Source organism: Sphingomonas sp. Ell38C01, assembly GCF_055231975.1.
Genome location: NZ_JBUYVA010000001.1, coordinates 2,564,516 through 2,582,084, shown reverse-complemented (window position 1 = coordinate 2,582,084; position 17,569 = coordinate 2,564,516). Strand labels below are relative to the sequence as shown.

Sequence of the window (17,569 nt, the reverse complement as noted above, 5' to 3'; positions counted from 1 at the left end):
GATCAGAAGACCGGATCTTCCCCCGGCGCGGTGGGCACGTGGATGCCGCATTCGACCTTGTCCCAGCCGCGCCAGCGGCCCGCGCGCGGGTCTTCGCCGGGCTTGACCTTCGAGGTGCACGGCGCGCAGCCGATCGAGAGATAGCCCTCGGCCTCGAGCGGATGGCGGGGCAGTTCGTGCTCGGCGAAATAGGCGTCGAGCTTTGCCTTGTCCCAGTCGGCGAGCGGGTTGATCTTGAGGCGGCCCTCGTCCTCCTCGAAGCGGGGAAGTGCGGTTCGGGTGCCCGACTGGAACCCCTTGCGGCCCGAGATCCACGCGTCGAACGGCGCGAGTGCGCGGCGCAGCGGCTCGACCTTGCGCAGGTCGCAGCAGCCATCGGGATCGTAGGACCAGCGCAGCCCGGTCGCGTCCTTCGCGGCGAGCAGGCGCGGATCGGGGCGGTAGACGCGCAGGTCGGTGAAACCGAGGCGTTCGGACAGCTCGTCGCGATAGGCAAGCGTTGCGCCGAACATCTTCTGGGTGTTGGTGAAGATGACCGGCACGTCGCGGTCGACCGCGGCGATCATGTGCAGCAGCACCGCGGACTCCGCCCCGAACGACGACACCGCGGCGATGCGCCCGCGCAGTTCGCCTTCGAGAAGCTCGGCGAGCATGTCCTGCGCGGACACGCCGGCGAAACGCGCCTGGTATGCGGCGGCGTCGGCGGGGGTGAAGGCGGGGGCGACGTCGATCGTGTCGAGCACGCGGGCGGCGTTACCCATGACGCAGCTTCCATACCGGGACCCCGCCGTCGGCGGCTTTCTGGTAGGGCGTGTCGTAGCGATCGAGGCTGCGCTGGAGCGTGGCGGGATCGATCGGGGCTTCGGGAGCGAAGCTGTCGAACCCGCAGCGGCGCATCAGCGGGACCTGATCGACGAGCACGTCGCCAGCAGCACGCAGTTCGCCTGCATAGCCCGCCTCGCGGAGCACGCGCGCAGAGGAATAGCCGCGGCCGTCGCGAAAGGTAGGGAAGCTGACCTCGACCAGTGCGAGCTGGCCTAGATGCGGGAGCAGCGCGCGCGCGTCGTCGCCCGCCTCGAGCCGGACCGCGCCCGCGTTGGTCTGGCCCGCGAGGAAGGAATCGAGCGTGACCGCTGGCTCGTCATGCGCATCGTCCTCGCGAAAACGGAGCAGGCTGTCGGCAGTGTCGCGAAGGTCACCCATAGATCGCCTCCTTGAACGTGTCGAAGCCGACACGGCGATAGGTGTCGAGGAAACGCTCGCCGGGTTCGCGGACCTGGACGTAGCGATCGGTGACGCGCTCGATCGCGTCGACGACACCGTCCTCGGAAAAGCCGGGGCCGGTGATCTTGCCGAGCGACACATCCTCCGCGCCCGATCCGCCGAGCAGGAGCTGGTAGTTCTCGGTGCCCTTCTTGTCCACGCCGAGGATGCCGATATGGCCGGCATGGTGGTGGCCGCACGCGTTGATGCAGCCGCTGATCTTGAGCTTGAGTTCGCCGAGATCGCGCTGGCGTTCGGCATCGGCGAAGCGCGTCGCGATCTTCTGCGCGAGCGGGATCGAGCGCGCGTTGGCGAGCGAGCAATAGTCGAGCCCGGGGCAGGCGATGATGTCGCTGATGAGATCGAGGTTGGCCTCCGCCAGCCCGGCTTCCGCCAAAGCCTGCCAGACGGCGTGGAGATCGGCCTTGCGGACGTGCGGCAGCACGATGTTCTGCGCGTGGGTGACGCGCAGTTCGTCGAACGCATAGCGCTCGGCGAGATCGGCCATGACGTCGATCTGGTCGGCCGACGCATCGCCGGGGATGCCGCCGATCGGCTTCAGGCTGATGTTGACGATTGCGTAGCCCGCGCGCTTGTGCGGCTTGACGTTCTGGTCGAGCCAGACCGCGAAGTCCGGATCGGTGCGATCGAGCGTGTCAGGTGCATCGGTGGCGAAGGCGGGCTCGCCGAAAAAGGCGGTGATCCGCGCGAGCTCGGCCGCGGGGGGATCGATCCCCTGCAGCTTCACCTGCGCCCATTCCTCCTCGACCTGGCGGGCATAGTCTGCCGCGCCGATCTCGTGGATCAGGATCTTGATCCGCGCCTTGTAGATATTGTCGCGGCGGCCGTAGCGATTGTAGACGCGCAGGCACGCCTCGAGATAGCTCATCAGTTCGTCCGCGGTGACGAAGTCCTTGATCTTGGGCGCGATCATCGGGGTGCGGCCCATGCCGCCGCCGACGAAGATCTTCGCACCGAGAACGCCGTCCCGCTCAAGCAGCTGGATGCCGATGTCGTGGAGGCGCATCGCGGCGCGATCCTCGTCCGCGGCGATCACCGCGATCTTGAACTTGCGCGGCAGATAGGTGAATTCGGGATGGAAGGTGCTCCACTGGCGGATCAGTTCGGCCCAGGGGCGCGGATCCGTCACCTCGTCCGCGGCGGCACCCGCATACTGGTCCGACGAGATGTTGCGGATGCAGTTGCCGCTGGTCTGGATCGCATGCATCTCGACCGTCGCCAGCTCGGCGAGGATGTCCGGCGCGTCATCGAGCTTGATCCAGTTGTACTGGATGTTCTGGCGCGTGGTGAAGTGGCCGTAGCCGCGATCGTACTTGCGCGCGATGTGCCCGAGCATCCGCATCTGGCGCGCGTCGAGCGTGCCATAGGGCACCGCGACGCGCAGCATATACGCGTGGAGCTGGAGATACAGGCCGTTCATCAGCCGGAGCGGCTTGAACTGGTCCTCGGTGATCTGGCCAGCAAGGCGGCGCTTCACCTGATCGCGGAACTCGTCGACGCGGGCGTCGACGATCGCCTGGTCGTACTGGTCGTATTTGTACATCAGATCACCCAGTTGCCGGCGGCGGGGTCGGCGGGTTTCAAGGTCAGGTCGGGGCGCACCGTGGGGCCCAGGGCACGGATGCGGTCCTTGATGTGGGCGGGGCGGGGGCCGTCGGGGGTCGCGGTCGCGTCGATGACATAGGGGCCGTTGACGCGGCGCGCGCCCTCTTCGGCGCGCGCGATCGAGTCGCCCTGATCGGCGGCATCGGCGGCGTCCTCGACGCGGCGCGACCAGCCGTTGCCGGTCCACCAGATCACATCACCGGTCGGCAGATCGTTGCCCGTCAGCAGCTTCATGCGCTCATGCTCTCCACCGCGCGCGCCCAGCGGGCGAGCTTGTCCTCAGCGTCCGACAGCTCGACGACTTCGCCGACGACGATGATCGCGGGGCTCTGGACCGCCTCGCGTGTCACCATCGCGCCCAAGTCCGCGAGCAGGGTCTTGAGCGCACGATGCCCGACGAGCGTGCCCTTTTCCAGTACCGCGACGGGCATGTCGGGGGCGACGCCATCCGCCATCAGCTTGTCCGCGATGTCGGCGGCGGTCGCGACGCCCATGTAGATCACGAGCGTGCGGCCCTGCCCGGCGAGCCCGGACCAGTCCTGATCGGCGAGCCCCTTGCACTGGCCCGCGACGAAGCTGACCGCGCTGCTGTGGTCGCGGTGGGTGAGCGGGAGCATCGCCTCCGCCGCGCAGCCGAGCGCCGCGGAGACGCCGGGAATGACCTCGACGGGGAGGCCGGCAGCGCGGACCGCCTCGACCTCCTCGCCGCCGCGGCCGAAGATGAAGGGGTCGCCACCCTTGAGCCGGACGACGATCGCGCCGGTGCGGACGTGCGCGACGATCAGCGCGTTGATCGCTTCCTGCGGCAGGGTGTGGCGCGCGCGCTGCTTGGCGACCGAAATACGCTGCGCCGACGCAGGGGCGAGATCGAGGACGCGCGGGTCGATCAGCCCGTCATGGACGACGACGTCGGCCGCGGCGAGCGCCTCGACGGCACGGACGGTCAGGAGGCCGGGGTCGCCCGGGCCTGCGCCGACGAGGATCACGCGGCCACGCGCGGACGGATCGAGTAGGGTCGCCATGGGACGGGAAATGGTGCGGCTGGCGGGACTTGGCAATCGAGCGATGCTTGGCCGCGGCCTAGCTGGGCTTTGGGGTTGCTCTTCCCAAGACCGCTCGTGCCGAGCCTGTCGAAGCACTGCCCTTCTTTTCCGACGTTGAGTAAGAAGGGCAGCACTTCGACAAGCTCAGTGCCGGCGGAGTTGGGAAGGGGGGCTTACGGCCGGATCTGGAACGTCAGCGCGGCGATGTGGCGAACGCGCGCGCGGCCTTGCGTCTGGTTGACGATCTGCGCCTGGTAGCCCGCCTCGAGCGTCGACTTGCCGAACAGCGGGATTTCGGCGCCGCCGAATAGGCGAACCTGATCGACGCCCGCGACGGCGCCCCAATCGGTGTCGTCGAGCGCGAGGAACCCCTCGACCGACGTCAATGCCGCGATCGCGCGGTCGCGTTTCTGCAAGGGGAGTTCCCAGCGGGCCATCTGGCGGACGCGAAGCCCCAAGTCGCCGCTACCGACCATCCAGCGCTGTTCGAGGCGGGTGCGCGACTGGAGCTCGCCGAGGCGGCCCTTGGCGACGTTCCACGTCACCTGCTGGAAGCTGCGATTCTCGATGCCGTCGCGGACCGCGGCATAGTCGATGACGCGGGCATAGCCCTGGTACAGCGTGACCGTGTCGGTCAGCTTCCAGCCGAGCGCGCCGCGCGCGATGAGCTGGCCGAGCCGCGAGACACCGTCGTGGAGACGCGGCTGGACCTCGGCGAAATAGACGACGCGGTCCTTGACCGGGCCCTGGACCGTGACGTTGATCCACGCCGCCTCGTCCTTCGTGACTTGTGCGGCTGCCGGAGTCGCGACCAGCAACAGGGGCAGGACGATATGCTTCACGAGTCGCGCAGTCCAAGGCCGATCGACGCGCGTGCAGCCTCCGCCTCGTTCGAGGCGACCGGATAGGCGCAGTAATCCGCGGCATAATAGGCGCTGGGGCGGTGGTTGCCCGACCAGCCGATGCCGCCGAATGGCGCGCCCGAGGAGGCGCCGTTGGTCGGCTTGTTCCAGTTGACGATGCCCGCGCGGATGTTCGCCCAGAAACGGTCGTAGAGCGACGGCGTCTGGCTGATGAGGCTGGCGGACAGCCCGTAGCGGGTGTTGTTCGCCTCCGCGATCGCGGCGTCGAAATCGGCGACGCGGATGACCTGGAGGATCGGGCCGAACAGCTCGACATCGGGGCGATCCGCGACGTCGGTGGTGTCGATGATGCCGGGGGTGAGAAACGGCCGGCCCTCGATCGGGCGGCCGAGATGGCGCAGCGGGCGGCCGCCGCGCATCAGCAGCGTCAGGAAGCTTTCACCGAGTTCGTCCGCCGCCTCGTTGTCGATCACCGGGCCCATGAAGGGGGCGGGATCGGCGTGGGGCTCGCCGACGATGATCCGCGCGACGATCTTGTCGAGCTCGACCATCAACGGTTCGTAGATCGACTCGCCGACGATCAGACGGCGCGCGGCGGTGCAGCGCTGCCCCGCCGAGGTGAAGGCGGACTGCACGATGAGGACCGCGGCGGAATAGAGATCGGGCGTGTCCCAGACGACGATCGGGTTGTTGCCGCCCATTTCCAGCGCCAACATCTTCTCGGGCTTTTCGGCGAAGGCGCGGTTGAGCGCGAGGCCGGTGCGCGCGGAGCCGGTGAAGAGCAGCCCGTCGATCCCGGCATGCGCGGCGAGCGCCTTGCCCTCCGCAGGGCCGCCGACGACGAGGCGGACGCAGGCTTCGGGCACGCCGGCGGCGTGATAGCAGTCGACGAGGAACTTGCCCGCTGCGGGGGTCTTTTCCGACGGCTTGAAGACGACCGCGTTGCCCGCGATCAGCGCAGGCACGATGTGTCCGTTGGGGAGATGCGCGGGGAAGTTGTAGGGGCCGAGCACCGCGAGCACGCCGTGCGGCTTGTGGCGCACCGCCATGCGGCTGCCCATCGGCGCGTCGAGCCGGCGCTGCGCGGTGCGATCGGCATAGGCACTGACGGAGATGTCGACCTTGGCGACGACGCTCTCGACTTCGGTCCGGGCTTCCCACAGCGGCTTGCCCGTCTCGCGTGCGATCAGGTCCGCGAAGGCGTCGGCACGCTGGCGGACGATGTTGGCGAAGCGGCGCAGCGTCTCGACCCGGTTGGTCAGCGGGCGCGCGGCCCAGGCGGCCCAGCCCGAGCGCGCGGTCGCGACCTCTTGGTCGACGTCGCTGATCGCGCCGCGCCACAGCGTGGCACCGGTCGCCGGCTCGGTCGAGACGAGTTCGATCGCGCTCATGCTGGTTCCGTGCTCCATGTGCGACCGTTACGCATCCGGCGGCTCTTGCCGCAACGCGCGCGGGATTTCTACCCGTCTCTCAGGGCGGCGCCCATCGCGCGGATCGCGGCGACCTTGGCGTGGAAGGGGGACCAGTCGTCGTCGGCGTCGATCGCGCGCCAGATCGCCTCGACCTCCTCGATCGGCATGCCGCAGGGGGTTTCCTGCCAATAGGCTTGGCCACGGGCGGCGCGCGGGGTGTAGCCGGCAAGGGCGGCGCGGACGGCGTCCCATTCCGTGCCGTAGCTGGCGGGCAGGGTGCCGGGAAAGGCGTCGAAGAAGACGTTGTCGATATTCGCGCCGGTTTCGCGGAGCGCGCGTTCGAGATGCTGGACGAGCGCCGTATCGTCGGCGGTGCCGTGGGGCGTGACGCCGAGACGCCAGAGGATCGCGTCGGCGACGGCGGGCTGATAGCGGTCGGCGAAGGTTTCGAGCGTGGCGATCAACGGCTCGGCGTCGCAGATGGGGCGGAGCGAGACCGCGAGTTGCATCGCGTTCCAGTGGATCGCCTCGGGCTGGCGGCCAAAGGCGTAGAGACCGGCATGGTCGAAATAGGCGGCGGTAAAGGTAGGGTCCCAAGTCTGCGCGAACCGCCATGGGCCGTAGTCGAAGCTCTCGCCGGTGACGTTGATGTTGTCGGTGTTGAGTACGCCGTGAACGAATCCGGCGGCCATGTAGCGCGCGGCCAGCGTCGCGGTGCGCGCGACGACGAGGTCGAGGAGGCGGATGGGATCGTCGGACTCCTCGCCGTAGAGATTGCGCAGAACATAGGCGGTGAGGCGGCGCAGCCCGTCGTCATCGCGGAGGTAAGCCAGCCGCTGGAAGGTGCCGATGCGGATATGGCCGTGGCTGAGCCGGACGAGGACGGCGGAGCGGGTGGGGGAGGGCTCGTCGCCGCGATCGAGTGCCTCGCCCGTCTCGATCAGCGACAGCGAGCGCGAGGTGGTGACGCCGAGCGCCTCGAGCATCTCGCTCGCCAGCACCTCGCGGACGCCGCCCTTGAGCGTCAGCCGGCCGTCGCCGAACCGGCTCCACGGCGTGGTGCCCGAGCCCTTGGTGCCGAGGTCCATCAGCCGTCCCCCGACATCGCGCATCTGCGCGAAGGTGAAGCCGCGGCCGTCGCCGATCTCGGGGTTGTAGGTGCGGAACTGGTGGCCGTGATAGCGCAGCGCCAGCGGGTGCGGGAGCGTGCCCGGAAGCGGCACGAACCGACCGAAATGCCCGGTCCATTCGGCGTCGTCGAGTGTGTCGACGCCGATCCCGGCGGCGGCGCGATCGTTGCGGAAACGCAGGCGCGTCTCGGGAAAGTCGGCGGCGACGACGGGGTCGTAGAAGTCGTCGCCGAGGGACAGGATCGCGGTTTCGGGACGCCAGGCTTGCGGGTGTACGGGCATCCGGCGATATGGGGCATCGCCAACGCGGGACGCAACCATGCCAGCTTACGAAAATCGGTACTGGTGGTCGAACGACGGCCTGCGCCTTCATGCGCGCGACTATCCCGGCGGCGCGGACGGGCGGCCGCCGATCCTGTGCATGGCCGGGCTGACGCGCAACGCGCGCGACTTCGCCGACCTGGCCGAGCGGCTGGCGGGGCAATGGCGCGTCATCGCGATCGATTTCCGTGGACGCGGCGAAAGCGCCTATTCGAAGGATCCGATGACGTACGTCCCGCTCACATACGTGCAGGATGTCGAGGCGCTGCTGGGGGAGCTGGCGATCGATCGCTACATCGCGTTCGGGACGTCGCTGGGCGGGATCGTGACGATGCTGCTCGCGGGGACGGCACAGGCGCGGCTTGCGGGCGCGCTGCTCAACGATGTGGGGCCGGAGATCGAGGCGGCGGGGCTGTCGCGGATCCGCGGCTATGTCGGCAAGTCGAGCGTCTGGCCGACCTGGATGCACGCGGCGCGCGCGGTGCAGGATGCGAACCGGGACGTGTATCCCGACTGGGGCGTCGAGGCGTGGCTGGCGATGGCGAAGCGGCTGTACCGGCTCAACAGCTCGGGGCGGATCGTGCTCGACTACGACCTGAAGATCGCGGAGCCGTTCCGGGTTCCGGGCAACGAGGCGGGGCCGGATATGTGGAAGGCGCTGGCTTCGCTGAAGCAGGTGCCGACTCTGGTGGTGCGCGGGGCGCGGTCCGACGTGCTGTCGGCGCGGGTCGCGGAGCGGATGGTGGGCGCGCTCGACCGTGCCGAGCTGGTGACGGTGCCGGGGGTTGGGCATACTCCGACGCTGGTCGAGCCCGCACTCCACGCGCCCATCGAGCGGCTGCTGGCACGCGCGACGGAACCCGCCCCCGCCTGACGCGCTTGTCGGCGACACCCCAAACGCCGGAGCCGCCATGATCGATCTAGCCGACGCGCATACCCATGTCGTACCCCTCAAGGGAAAACGCGTGCTCGTTACCGGGGGCACGACCGGGATCGGGCGCGCGATCGCGGTGCTGCTGGCGAGCGAGGGGGCCAAGGTCTTCATCTGCGGGCGCGACCAGCAGCATCTCGCCGACGCGCTGGCGCGGATCCGGGAGGTGGGCGAGGGCAACGGCATCGCGATCGACCTGGCCGAGGCGGACAATGTCGGTGCGTTCTTCGAGGCGGGGCTTGCCTATCTGGGCGGGCTCGACGTGGCGGTGGTCAACGCGGCGAAGCATGCCGAGGGGCTGACCGAGATGAGCGAGGAGGATCTTCGCTATACGATCGGCAGCAACTTTACCGCCTATCTGCTGAGCGCGCAGCGCGCTGCGGGGGCGATGGAGGGTGAAGGCGACATCGTCCTGATCGGATCGATGAGCGCCTATGTTCTGGGGCCGGGCTCGACCGTCTATGCGGGGATCAAGTACGGCATCCAGGGGTTCGCGATCGCGCTGCGGCGCGAACTGGGGACGCAGGGGATCAAGGTGTCGCTGGTCGAGCCGGGGCTGACCGGGAGCGACATGCAGACCGACCCGCCCGAAAAGCAGCGCGAGAAGATCGCGAAGGACGAATCGCTGCGCGCCGAGGATATCGCGGTGGGCGTCCACTATCTGCTGACCCAGCCGCGCCGTGCGGTCGTCCAGCAGCTGACCATTTCGCCACGGATGCAGGATCAGGAATGACCTACCCCCTCGACCATCTCGTCTTCGCACCCGACGATATCGACCTGTCGCGCTCCCCGCTGGCGGGGAAGATCGACGCGGAAACCTACATTCTCGGCGCGTTCAATCCCGGCATGACGCGGCTGCCGAATGGCAACCTGTTGCTGATGGTGCGCGTGGCGGAAGCATTGCGGACGCCGGTGTTCGACGGCAATGTCAATGCGATCCGCTGGGACGATAGTGGCTATGCGCTCGATCCGTGGCCCCTCCAGCTGGTCGACACCGCCGATCCGCGCAAGTTCATGATGCGCGGCGGCGGGTGGAAGGTGATGGCGCTGACGTCGCTGTCGTGGCTGTTGCCGATCGAGCTCGACGTCGAGGGGCGCCGCGTCGAGGCGGTACATTACGATCGCGCGATCGTGCCGCGCGCGTCTTACCAGTGCTATGGCGTCGAGGATGCGCGGATCAGCCGGGTGGGCGAGCGGTACTTCATGACGTCATGCTCAGTGAGCCCGGAGCGGCATGCGACGGCGCTCTACACCTCGGACGATGCGGTCGACTGGCGGCTCGACGGGATCGTGCTCGACCACCAGAACAAGGACATGCTGATCTTCGAGGGGCTGATCGGCGGGAAATACTGGGCGCAGACAAGGCCGCTGGGCGACCTGTATTTCGCCTATCCGCCGGGGAGCGACTATCGCGCCGGGCCGTCGATCAACCTCGCCTCTTCGCCCGACGCGCTGCACTGGAAGCCGTGCGACAAGCCGGGCATCCGTCCACACGCGGATACGGTGGCGACCGCGCGGATGGGCGGCGGCGCGCAGCCGGTACTGACCGACCGGGGCTGGCTGACGCTGTGGCACGGGGTGGAACCGTCGGGGATGGTGGGCATCTACCGCACCTACTGGACGCTGCTCGACCGCGACGATCCGAGCGTGACGATCGCGACGGGGCATGCCCCGCTGTTGGAGCCCGCGCCGACGCTGACCGAGCCGATCGCGCACCAGATGTATCTCGATAACGTCGTCTTCACGACGGGGTTGGTCGATGGCGGTGACGTGTGGATCGTCGCGAGCGGAGAGGCGGACCTGGCGTGCCGGATCACGCATATTCCCAAGGATGCGATCGGGTAACGAATGGCGTCATGCCGGGCTCGTCCCGGCAGGCGTGTTCGGCTATCGGATGCGGACCGTCCCGCGCGCGCGTGGTGGATGTCGGGAAGAGCCCGGCATGACGGGTGCTACGGAGTTCACGGGTTGTCCGTACCGCATATCCTTCACCTCCATTCCAGTTTCGATCTTGGCGGCAAGGAGGCGCGCGCGGTCCGGCTGATGAACGCGTTCGGAGACCGGGCGCGGCACACGATCGTGTCGGGCGTACCCGAGGCGCTGGGCGCCCGCGCGGCGATCGACAAACGCGTGAAGTACGAGATCGCGCAGGATCCGCCGCCGCTCAAGGGGCGGCTGTCGGTGGCGCGATTCCAGGCGGTCGCGCGGTACATGCAGCGGTTCGATCTGGTGCTGACGTACAACTGGGGCGCGATCGACGGGGTGATGGCGCGGCAGGTGTTCGCGAAGGGCGCGCCGCCGCTGGTGCACCACGAGGACGGGTTCAACGAGGACGAGGCCAACGGGCTGAAGCGAGAGCGGAATTACTACCGCCGCATCGCGCTGGGCGCGGCGCATGCGCTGGTGGTGCCGAGCCGGACGCTCGAGATGATCGCGCTGGAAACGTGGAAGCAGCCGCGCGCGCGGGTCCACCGGATCGTCAACGGTATCCTAACGATGCAGTACGCGAATGCACCCGATCCCAAGGCGATACCGGGGTTCGTTCGCAACGAACGCGAAGTCGTGATCGGGACGGTCGCGGGGTTGCGCGCGGTGAAGGACCTGCCTGCGCTGGTGCGCGCGGCGGGTGGGCTGTCGGGGCAGTTCCGGCTTGTGATCGTCGGCGAGGGGCCGGAGCGGCAGGCGATCCTCGATGCGGCGGAGGCGATGGGGATCGAGGACCGGGTGGTGTTGCCGGGATTCCTCGACCGACCCTATCGCTATTTCGGGCATTTCGACCTTTTGGCGATGTCGTCCCGCTCCGAGCAGTTCCCGATCGCGATCGTCGAGGCGATGGCGGCGGGGCTGCCGGTGGTCGCGCCGCCGGTGGGCGACATCGCCGCCATGGTCGCGGCGGAGAACGCGCCATTCATCACGAAGCATGGCGGCGAAGTGCGGCTGCGCGACGCCATGCAGGCGCTGATCGACGATCCCGCGATGCGCGCGTCGATCGGCGCGGCGAACCGGGAGAAGGCGCGCGCGGAGTATGACGAGGGGGTGATGATCGCGCGCTATGCCGCGCTCTATGCTGAGGCGATGGGGCGGCCGGGCATCCTCGGCTAGGCCCTAAGCGTATTTCCTCGCGTCGCGGCGGCGTTTCGCTATATGGGGCCGCGAAAATTGTGTTCGAAAGGTGTCGTTCCGTCGTGTTCAAGGGCCTGAAGCCGATCGTCTATGGAGGCCGCGAGGTCTGGCCGCTCGTCGAGGGCGGGAAGGGCGTCGCCGCGACCAACCACGCGTCCGCGGGCGCCTGGGCGGCGGCGGGCGGGATCGGGACGGTCAGCGCGGTCAATGCCGACAGCTATGACCCCGACGGCAAGATCATCCCCCAGATCTACAGCGCGCTGACCCGGCGTGCGCGCCACGAGGAACTCGTGGAGTACGCGATCGAGGGCGCGGTCCAGCAGGTCGAGCGCGCGCACGACATCGCGGGCGGCAAGGGCGCGATCAACATCAACGTGCTGTGGGAAATGGGCGGCGCGGAGCGGATCCTCCATGGCGTGCTCGAACGCACGCGCGGATTGGTGGCGGGGGTGACGTGCGGCGCGGGTATGCCGTACAAGCTGTCGGCGATCACCGCATCCTACGGCGTCAGCTATCTGCCGATCGTCAGTTCGGGACGGGCGTTCAGCGCGCTGTGGAAGCGCGCCTATTCCAAGGCCGCGGAGTGGCTGTCGGCGGTGGTCTATGAAGATCCGTGGCTGGCGGGCGGGCATAACGGGCTGTCGAACGCGGAAAATCCGTTGCAGCCGCAGGATCCGTACCCGCGCGTGAAGATACTGCGCGAGACGATGCGCGCGGGCGGGATTCCCGACAGCACCCCGATCGTGATGGCGGGGGGCGTCTGGTATCTGCGCGACTGGAACGACTGGATCGACAATCCGGAACTGGGATCGATCATGTTCCAGTACGGCACGCGCCCGCTGCTGACGCGGGAGAGCCCGATCCCCGAGGGATGGAAGGCGAAGCTGACGCAGATCGAGGAGGGTGAGGTGCTGCTCCACCGCTTCTCGCCGACCGGCTTCTATTCGTCGGCGGTGCGCAACCCGTTCCTGCGCGCATTGGAAGCGCGCAGCGAGCGGCAGATCGCGTTTTCCACGCAGGAGGCAGGGGACCATGTCTTCCAGCTCGACGTGGGGGTGAAGGGCAAGAATTTCTGGGTGACGAAGGGCGACCTGCTGCGCGCGCGCGAGTGGTTCGGTCATGGCTTCACCGATGCGCTGAAGACCCCGGACAACACGCTGGTGTTCGTGTCGCCGGGCGAAAAACAGGACATCCGCAAGGATCAGGCGGATTGCATGGGCTGTCTGTCGCAGTGCCTGTTCTCGAGCTGGGCGGATACCGAGACGAACTCGACCGGACGGCTGGCGGATCCGCGCAGCTTCTGCATCCAGAAGACGCTGCAGGATATCGCGCATGGCGGCGATATCGAACAGAACCTGATGTTCGCCGGGCATGCGGCGTACAACTTCAAGCGCGATCCCTTCTATTCGAACGGGTTCGTGCCGACGGTGAAGCAGTTGGTGGACCGGATCCTGACGGGCGATTGAGAACGCGTCATCCCGGCGAACGCTGGGATCTGTTTTTGCACGCGCCGTCCTTGCTGCACGAGATCCCAGCTTTCGCTGGAATGACAGTTTTGGCCGTGGTGACGGCCGCTCAATCTTTCGGGAAGAACCGTTCCACCACGTTCGCCGCGAGCCTGGCCGGGCGCAGCGTCTCCGCATCGAGGCAGCACCAGCTCGACTTCACTTCCGCGAGAACCTCTTCACCGCGGCGTATGATCGTCTCGTAGAAGGCGCGTGCGCCGTGGACCTTTTCGAGGAGGACGGTGGCAATCACCTCGTCGTCGAGAAAGGCGGGCTTGCGGTAGGTGATCTCGTGCTTGAGCGCCACCCATGCATGGGTGGCGACGGCTTCTGCCGGCGCCAGCCGCTGCCAGTGGCTGATGACCGCGTCCTGCACCCACTTCAGGTAGCTGGCGTTGTTGACGTGCCCCATGAAATCGATATCGGCCGGATCGATGCCGATCGGGAAGTGATGGGGGGCGGGCGCTGTAGTCACCCGGACGATATAGCAGGTCACGGAGGCGTTTGCGACGGCCCTCGTGAAATTCAGGCCCAGCCTTCGAGCACCTGGTCGGGCGGGCGGTGGCCGTCGGCCCACATACGGATATTCTGGATCACCTTGTCCCCGGTCGCGAGACGGCCTTCATAGGTGGCCGACCCCATGTGCGGCGTCATGACGACGTTGGAGAGTGCGAGCAGGCGCGGATCGATCGCGGGTTCATGGCACCACACGTCGAGCCCGGCGCCGGCGAGGCGACCGGCTTCCAGTGCCTCGACCATCGCATCCTCGTCGACGATGCCGCCGCGGCTGGCGTTGATGAGGTAGACGTGGGGGCGGAGCAGCGCGATCCGCGCGCGGTCGATCAGGTTCTCGCTGTCCGCGTTGCGTGGAGTGTGGATCGTCAGAATGTCGATCGCGGCGAGCATCTCGTCGAGATGGGGGTGCCACTGCGCGCCGAGTTCGGCCTCGACCATCTTGGGCAGGCGGTGGCGGTTGTGATAGTGAATCGTGAGCCCGAAGGCGCGCGCGCGGCGGGCGACCGCCTGGCCGATGCGGCCCATCCCGACGATGCCCAGCGCCTTGCCGCCGATCCGGTGGCCGAGCATCCCGCCGGGGCTCCACCCGGTCCACTCGCCCGAGCGGACGAGCTTCTCGCCCTCCGCCAGGCGCCGGGGGACCGAGACGATCAGCGCCATCGTCATGTCCGCAGTATCCTCGGTCAGGACGCCGGGGGTGTTGGTGACGATGATCCCGCGGGCGCGGGCGGCCTTGAGATCAATATGATTCACACCCGCGCCGAAATTGGCGATCAGCTTCAGCCGCTCGCCCGCGCCCGCGATCAGGCCCGCATCGATCGTGTCGGTGACGGTGGGGACGAGGACCTCGCACTCCGCCATCGCCGCAGCGAGCGCGGCGCGGTCCATCACAGCGTCGGCGCGGTTGTTGCGTGCGTCGAACAGCGCCTCGAGCCGGTCCATCACCGTATCCGGCAACTCGCGGGTGACGATCACGCGAGGAGTGGTCCGAGGATTCACGGGGCGGTTCGGCTCGACCATGCGAGTTGGATTGGCGAAGCGCGTGCCGGGCGTCAACCGGTGGTTGCTGCAAGGGGGCGCCGGGCGCTACAGGAGGACGGCGCAGGCAGACGCGACAGGGGTGAAGAAGATGCGGCGAAACAGGGGCTTGATGGCGGCGGCGCTCGCGCTGGGCGCGGCGGCGCTGGTATCGGACGGAGCCGGCGCGGCGGACGCGAAGCGCAAGACGCCGTATTTCGCCTCGATCAGCGCGGGCAAGGCGCGGATGCGCACCGGGCCGGGCCGCACCTATCCCGCAAGCTGGCTTTACGTACGCCCCGACCTGCCGGTGAAGGTGGTCGACGTGTTCAAGGAGTGGCGCAAGGTCGAGGACCCGGGCGGCACGCAGGGCTGGATGCTTGCCGCGCTGGTCAGCGAGACGCGCACCGCGATGGTTCAGGGCGGCGTGGTCGAACTGCGCGAAGGGCCGAACGGCAGCGCCAAGGTGGCATGGCGCGCGGAGCCCGGCGTGGTCGGACGGGTGACGCAGTGCACCGGCGGCTGGTGCCGGCTCGACGTGCGCGGGCAGGCGGGGTTCGTCGAGGCTGCGCGGCTGTGGGGCGTGGGGGCGGACGAGGCGTTGCCTTGATCGGGTTGGTTTTGCGTCTGCGCTGAGCTTGTCGGAAGGACGTCTTTCCTTTTGCCGTCCGACGAGAGAAGGACGGTGCCCTTCGACTGCCTGCCAAGGCAGGCGCTCAGGACAGGCTTCGACAAGCTCGGCACGAACGGATATGGGCCGTGCCATGACCTTCTCGCTCTCCGGTTTCAATCTCGACGCCTTCGTTGCCGCCACGCTCGCCGAGGATCTGGGCGAGGGCGGAGACGTGACGTCCGACGCCGTCATACCCGCCGACGCGCGGTTCGATGGCGTCATGGACTCGCGCGATGCGATCGTCGTGGCGGGGCTGGGGATCGCGGAGGCGTTCTTCCGGGCGCTCGACCCCGCTGTGCGCGTCGAGATGCTCGCGGTGGACGGCGACCGGGTGGCGAAGGGCAGCGACGTGATGCGGATCGCGGGCAATGCGCGCGCGCTGCTGACTGCGGAGCGGTCCGCGCTCAACACCGTCCAGCATCTGTCCGGGATTGCGACGATGACGCGGGCCTATGTCGACGCGATGCGGGGCACGGGCGCGACGCTGCTCGATACGCGCAAGACGATCCCCGGGCTTCGCGTGCTCGAGAAGTACGCGACGCGGATGGGCGGCGCGAAGAACCACCGCATGGGGCTGTGGGATGCGGCGATGATAAAGGACAATCACGTCGCGGTGGCGGGCGATGTGGGCGAGGCGGTGCGGCGCGCGAAGGCGGCCGGCATCGCGCAGATCATCGTCGAGGTCGACCGCGTCGACCAGATCGAGCCTGCGCTGGCCGCGGGCGCGACGCACCTGCTGCTCGACAACATGCCGCCGCCGGTGTTGCGCGGCGCGGTGACGCTGGTCGGCGGGCGCGTGCCGACCGAGGCGTCGGGCGGCGTGACGCTGGAGACGATCCGCGCGATCGCGGAAACGGGGGTGACCTATGTGTCGGTCGGGCGGCTGACGCAGTCGGCGCCGGCGGCGGACCTGGGGCTCGACTTCGCAGCGGCGTGACCGGCTTGGCGCGGCGCGCTGCGCGGGTTAGCCTTGGGCGGCATGACAGGGGGACATGATTCGATGCGGCCAAGGGCGATCGTCACCTACGAGCGGCTCTATTGGGCGGCCTATGCTCTGCTGTTCGTCGGCACCGCGATGAGCTGGAAGGCCGGGCAGGCGGCGCTGGCGGCCAATCCGATGATGTCCGACATGGCTTGGGTGATGCCGATGACGCAGGTGCTGCGGATCGCGATCGCTGTACTGCTGTGGTATTTCACCGCGCGGGTGCCGAACGTGGTGACCAAGTGGATCGTGGCGGTGTTCGCCGCGTTGGCCGCGATCGGCGTCCTGCTGGGCGGGTTCGGGCTGCTGACCGGGACGACTCCGGCGCCGCTCGGTACGATCTTCGGGATCGTGGCGAATATCGTCTACGCAGTGGCGGCATCGTTGCTGTTCAAACCCGAGGCGAAGGCTTGGTTCGGCGAGGATCGTGACGAGGGCGGGGTGACGACATGAAGGCGGTTCTGCTCGGATTGGCGGCGGTATTCGCCCCCGCGGTCGCGTCGGCGCAGGCCTACAGTTGCGCGGTGCCATCGACGATCCCGCGACCGCGGCCCGACCTGCCCTCGGCGAACCAGCCCGAGCGGCGGTTGCCGATCGGGAGCTATACGCTCGCGATCAGCTGGGCACCGCAATATTGCCACGAGGTGTCGCGGCGCGAAACGGCGCAATTCCAGTGCGGAAGCGGCAACCGATTCGGGTTCGTACTGCATGGCCTGTGGCCCGATGGCGTGGGCAAGGACTGGCCGCAATATTGTCGCGCGACTCCGCTGCTGTCGCGGCAGGTGATCGCGGCGAACCTGTGCTCGACGCCGTCGGCGCAGTTGCTCCAGCACGAATGGGCCAAGCACGGGACGTGCATGCCTGGGCTGGCGCCGGCGGACTATTTCGCGCGATCGACCGGGCTGTACGCGCGGCTGCGCTATCCCGACATGGACGCGCTGTCGCGTGCGCCGCTGACCGCAGGCGGGTTCGCGCAGGCGATGGCGCGCGCGAATCCGGGGCTTGGGGCGGACATGATGCGCGTCACCGCGAACCGGCGCGGCTGGCTCGACGAGGTTTGGATCTGCCTCGACAAGCGCTTCGCCTATATGCGGTGCTCGGCGGACAAGGGTGGGCTCGCACCGGGGGCGACGTTGAAGATCTGGCGTGGTGCGCGGTAACGAC

At 68.3% G+C, this 17,569-nt stretch carries 19 protein-coding genes; 9 read left to right on the top strand and 10 right to left on the bottom strand.

Annotated elements, in window-relative coordinates; translation table 11 throughout:
* Window positions 1–2: 2 nt before the first annotated feature.
* From ACV7NO_RS12195 to ACV7NO_RS12160, 8 genes are all read right to left on the bottom strand, one after another.
* A complete protein-coding gene (locus ACV7NO_RS12195; RefSeq protein WP_463406258.1) occupies window positions 3–761 on the bottom strand; it encodes a phosphoadenylyl-sulfate reductase in 759 nt (252 codons plus the stop codon).
* Window positions 754–1,203, bottom strand: a complete 450-nt coding sequence (locus ACV7NO_RS12190) for a DUF934 domain-containing protein (RefSeq protein ID WP_463406257.1) — start codon at window positions 1,201–1,203, stop codon at window positions 754–756. Before ACV7NO_RS12190 ends, ACV7NO_RS12195 begins: the two co-directional genes overlap by 8 nt.
* Window positions 1,196–2,827, bottom strand: a complete 1,632-nt coding sequence (locus tag ACV7NO_RS12185) for a nitrite/sulfite reductase (RefSeq protein ID WP_463406256.1) — start codon at window positions 2,825–2,827, stop codon at window positions 1,196–1,198. The genes ACV7NO_RS12190 and ACV7NO_RS12185 overlap by 8 nt, the downstream gene beginning before the upstream one ends.
* Window positions 2,827–3,123 carry a DUF2849 domain-containing protein gene (locus tag ACV7NO_RS12180; protein ID WP_463406255.1) on the bottom strand — a complete coding sequence of 99 codons (297 nt, stop codon included), beginning with the start codon at window positions 3,121–3,123 and terminating at the stop codon, window positions 2,827–2,829. Before ACV7NO_RS12180 ends, ACV7NO_RS12185 begins: the two co-directional genes overlap by 1 nt.
* Entirely contained in the window at window positions 3,120–3,911 is a 792-nt protein-coding gene (cobA, locus tag ACV7NO_RS12175; RefSeq protein WP_463406254.1) for a uroporphyrinogen-III C-methyltransferase, read from the bottom strand. Before cobA ends, ACV7NO_RS12180 begins: the two co-directional genes overlap by 4 nt.
* A 194-nt stretch (window positions 3,912–4,105) precedes the next feature.
* A complete protein-coding gene (locus tag ACV7NO_RS12170; protein ID WP_463406253.1) occupies window positions 4,106–4,774 on the bottom strand; it encodes a DUF2490 domain-containing protein in 669 nt (222 codons plus the stop codon).
* Window positions 4,771–6,186: a succinylglutamate-semialdehyde dehydrogenase gene (gene astD / locus ACV7NO_RS12165; protein ID WP_463407334.1), complete on the bottom strand. Its 1,416-nt coding sequence runs from the start codon at window positions 6,184–6,186 to the stop codon at window positions 4,771–4,773. The genes ACV7NO_RS12170 and astD overlap by 4 nt, the downstream gene beginning before the upstream one ends.
* 68 nt (window positions 6,187–6,254) lie before the next feature.
* A complete protein-coding gene (locus ACV7NO_RS12160; protein WP_463406252.1) occupies window positions 6,255–7,619 on the bottom strand; it encodes a protein adenylyltransferase SelO in 1,365 nt (454 codons plus the stop codon).
* 37 nt (window positions 7,620–7,656) lie between these two features.
* Between ACV7NO_RS12160 and ACV7NO_RS12155 the strand changes: the two genes are divergently transcribed.
* The 5 genes from ACV7NO_RS12155 to ACV7NO_RS12135 all read left to right on the top strand — a co-directional run bounded on the left by ACV7NO_RS12155 (window position 7,657) and on the right by ACV7NO_RS12135 (window position 13,178).
* On the top strand, window positions 7,657–8,532 hold the full coding sequence (locus tag ACV7NO_RS12155; protein ID WP_463406251.1) for an alpha/beta fold hydrolase: 876 nt from the start codon (window positions 7,657–7,659) through the stop codon (window positions 8,530–8,532).
* 37 nt (window positions 8,533–8,569) lie between these two features.
* Window positions 8,570–9,322: an SDR family oxidoreductase gene (locus tag ACV7NO_RS12150; protein WP_463406250.1), complete on the top strand. Its 753-nt coding sequence runs from the start codon at window positions 8,570–8,572 to the stop codon at window positions 9,320–9,322.
* A complete protein-coding gene (locus ACV7NO_RS12145) occupies window positions 9,319–10,434 on the top strand; it encodes a glycoside hydrolase family 130 protein (RefSeq protein WP_463406249.1) in 1,116 nt (371 codons plus the stop codon). The genes ACV7NO_RS12150 and ACV7NO_RS12145 overlap by 4 nt, the downstream gene beginning before the upstream one ends.
* Before the next feature lie 78 nt (window positions 10,435–10,512).
* On the top strand, window positions 10,513–11,691 hold the full coding sequence (locus ACV7NO_RS12140) for a glycosyltransferase (RefSeq protein WP_463406248.1): 1,179 nt from the start codon (window positions 10,513–10,515) through the stop codon (window positions 11,689–11,691).
* An 83-nt stretch (window positions 11,692–11,774) separates the two neighbouring features.
* Window positions 11,775–13,178 carry an NAD(P)H-dependent flavin oxidoreductase gene (locus ACV7NO_RS12135; protein WP_463406247.1) on the top strand — a complete coding sequence of 468 codons (1,404 nt, stop codon included), beginning with the start codon at window positions 11,775–11,777 and terminating at the stop codon, window positions 13,176–13,178.
* Between the two features lie 109 nt (window positions 13,179–13,287).
* On the opposite strand, the gene ACV7NO_RS12130 is transcribed toward ACV7NO_RS12135, so the two are convergent.
* Both ACV7NO_RS12130 and ACV7NO_RS12125 read right to left on the bottom strand, forming a co-directional pair.
* The gene (locus ACV7NO_RS12130; RefSeq protein WP_463406246.1) at window positions 13,288–13,692 is read right to left on the bottom strand and encodes an acyl-CoA thioesterase; all 405 of its coding nucleotides are present in this window, start codon (window positions 13,690–13,692) and stop codon (window positions 13,288–13,290) included.
* A 50-nt stretch (window positions 13,693–13,742) separates the two neighbouring features.
* On the bottom strand, window positions 13,743–14,753 hold the full coding sequence (locus tag ACV7NO_RS12125; RefSeq protein ID WP_463406245.1) for a 2-hydroxyacid dehydrogenase: 1,011 nt from the start codon (window positions 14,751–14,753) through the stop codon (window positions 13,743–13,745).
* Between the two features lie 109 nt (window positions 14,754–14,862).
* Between ACV7NO_RS12125 and ACV7NO_RS12120 the strand changes: the two genes are divergently transcribed.
* From ACV7NO_RS12120 to ACV7NO_RS12105, 4 genes are all read left to right on the top strand, one after another.
* Entirely contained in the window at window positions 14,863–15,360 is a 498-nt protein-coding gene (locus ACV7NO_RS12120; protein WP_463406244.1) for an SH3 domain-containing protein, read from the top strand.
* A 154-nt stretch (window positions 15,361–15,514) separates the two neighbouring features.
* Window positions 15,515–16,360, top strand: a complete 846-nt coding sequence (gene nadC / locus ACV7NO_RS12115) for a carboxylating nicotinate-nucleotide diphosphorylase (protein WP_463406243.1) — start codon at window positions 15,515–15,517, stop codon at window positions 16,358–16,360.
* A gap of 42 nt (window positions 16,361–16,402) precedes the next feature.
* Entirely contained in the window at window positions 16,403–16,858 is a 456-nt protein-coding gene (locus ACV7NO_RS12110) for a hypothetical protein (RefSeq protein WP_463406242.1), read from the top strand.
* On the top strand, window positions 16,855–17,565 hold the full coding sequence (locus tag ACV7NO_RS12105) for a ribonuclease T2 family protein (RefSeq protein WP_463406241.1): 711 nt from the start codon (window positions 16,855–16,857) through the stop codon (window positions 17,563–17,565). The genes ACV7NO_RS12110 and ACV7NO_RS12105 overlap by 4 nt, the downstream gene beginning before the upstream one ends.
* The last annotated feature ends 4 nt before the right edge of the window (window positions 17,566–17,569 follow it).

Excerpts from the sequence above, each read along its gene's own strand:
- nadC (WP_463406243.1), top strand. The coding sequence starts at position 15,515 with ATGACCTTCTCGCTCTCCGGTTTCAATCTCGACGCCTTCGTTGCCGCC.
- ACV7NO_RS12105 (WP_463406241.1), top strand. The coding sequence starts at position 16,855 with ATGAAGGCGGTTCTGCTCGGATTGGCGGCGGTATTCGCCCCCGCGGTC.
- ACV7NO_RS12125 (WP_463406245.1), bottom strand. The coding sequence starts at position 14,753 with ATGGTCGAGCCGAACCGCCCCGTGAATCCTCGGACCACTCCTCGCGTG.
- ACV7NO_RS12155 (WP_463406251.1), top strand. The coding sequence starts at position 7,657 with ATGCCAGCTTACGAAAATCGGTACTGGTGGTCGAACGACGGCCTGCGC.
- ACV7NO_RS12140 (WP_463406248.1), top strand. The coding sequence starts at position 10,513 with ATGTCGGGAAGAGCCCGGCATGACGGGTGCTACGGAGTTCACGGGTTG.
- ACV7NO_RS12150 (WP_463406250.1), top strand. The coding sequence starts at position 8,570 with ATGATCGATCTAGCCGACGCGCATACCCATGTCGTACCCCTCAAGGGA.
- ACV7NO_RS12195 (WP_463406258.1), bottom strand. The coding sequence starts at position 761 with ATGGGTAACGCCGCCCGCGTGCTCGACACGATCGACGTCGCCCCCGCC.
- ACV7NO_RS12110 (WP_463406242.1), top strand. The coding sequence starts at position 16,403 with ATGACAGGGGGACATGATTCGATGCGGCCAAGGGCGATCGTCACCTAC.
- ACV7NO_RS12145 (WP_463406249.1), top strand. The coding sequence starts at position 9,319 with ATGACCTACCCCCTCGACCATCTCGTCTTCGCACCCGACGATATCGAC.
- ACV7NO_RS12185 (WP_463406256.1), bottom strand. The coding sequence starts at position 2,827 with ATGTACAAATACGACCAGTACGACCAGGCGATCGTCGACGCCCGCGTC.
- ACV7NO_RS12190 (WP_463406257.1), bottom strand. The coding sequence starts at position 1,203 with ATGGGTGACCTTCGCGACACTGCCGACAGCCTGCTCCGTTTTCGCGAG.
- astD (WP_463407334.1), bottom strand. The coding sequence starts at position 6,186 with ATGAGCGCGATCGAACTCGTCTCGACCGAGCCGGCGACCGGTGCCACG.
- cobA (WP_463406254.1), bottom strand. The coding sequence starts at position 3,911 with ATGGCGACCCTACTCGATCCGTCCGCGCGTGGCCGCGTGATCCTCGTC.
- ACV7NO_RS12120 (WP_463406244.1), top strand. The coding sequence starts at position 14,863 with ATGCGGCGAAACAGGGGCTTGATGGCGGCGGCGCTCGCGCTGGGCGCG.
- ACV7NO_RS12180 (WP_463406255.1), bottom strand. The coding sequence starts at position 3,123 with ATGAAGCTGCTGACGGGCAACGATCTGCCGACCGGTGATGTGATCTGG.
- ACV7NO_RS12160 (WP_463406252.1), bottom strand. The coding sequence starts at position 7,619 with ATGCCCGTACACCCGCAAGCCTGGCGTCCCGAAACCGCGATCCTGTCC.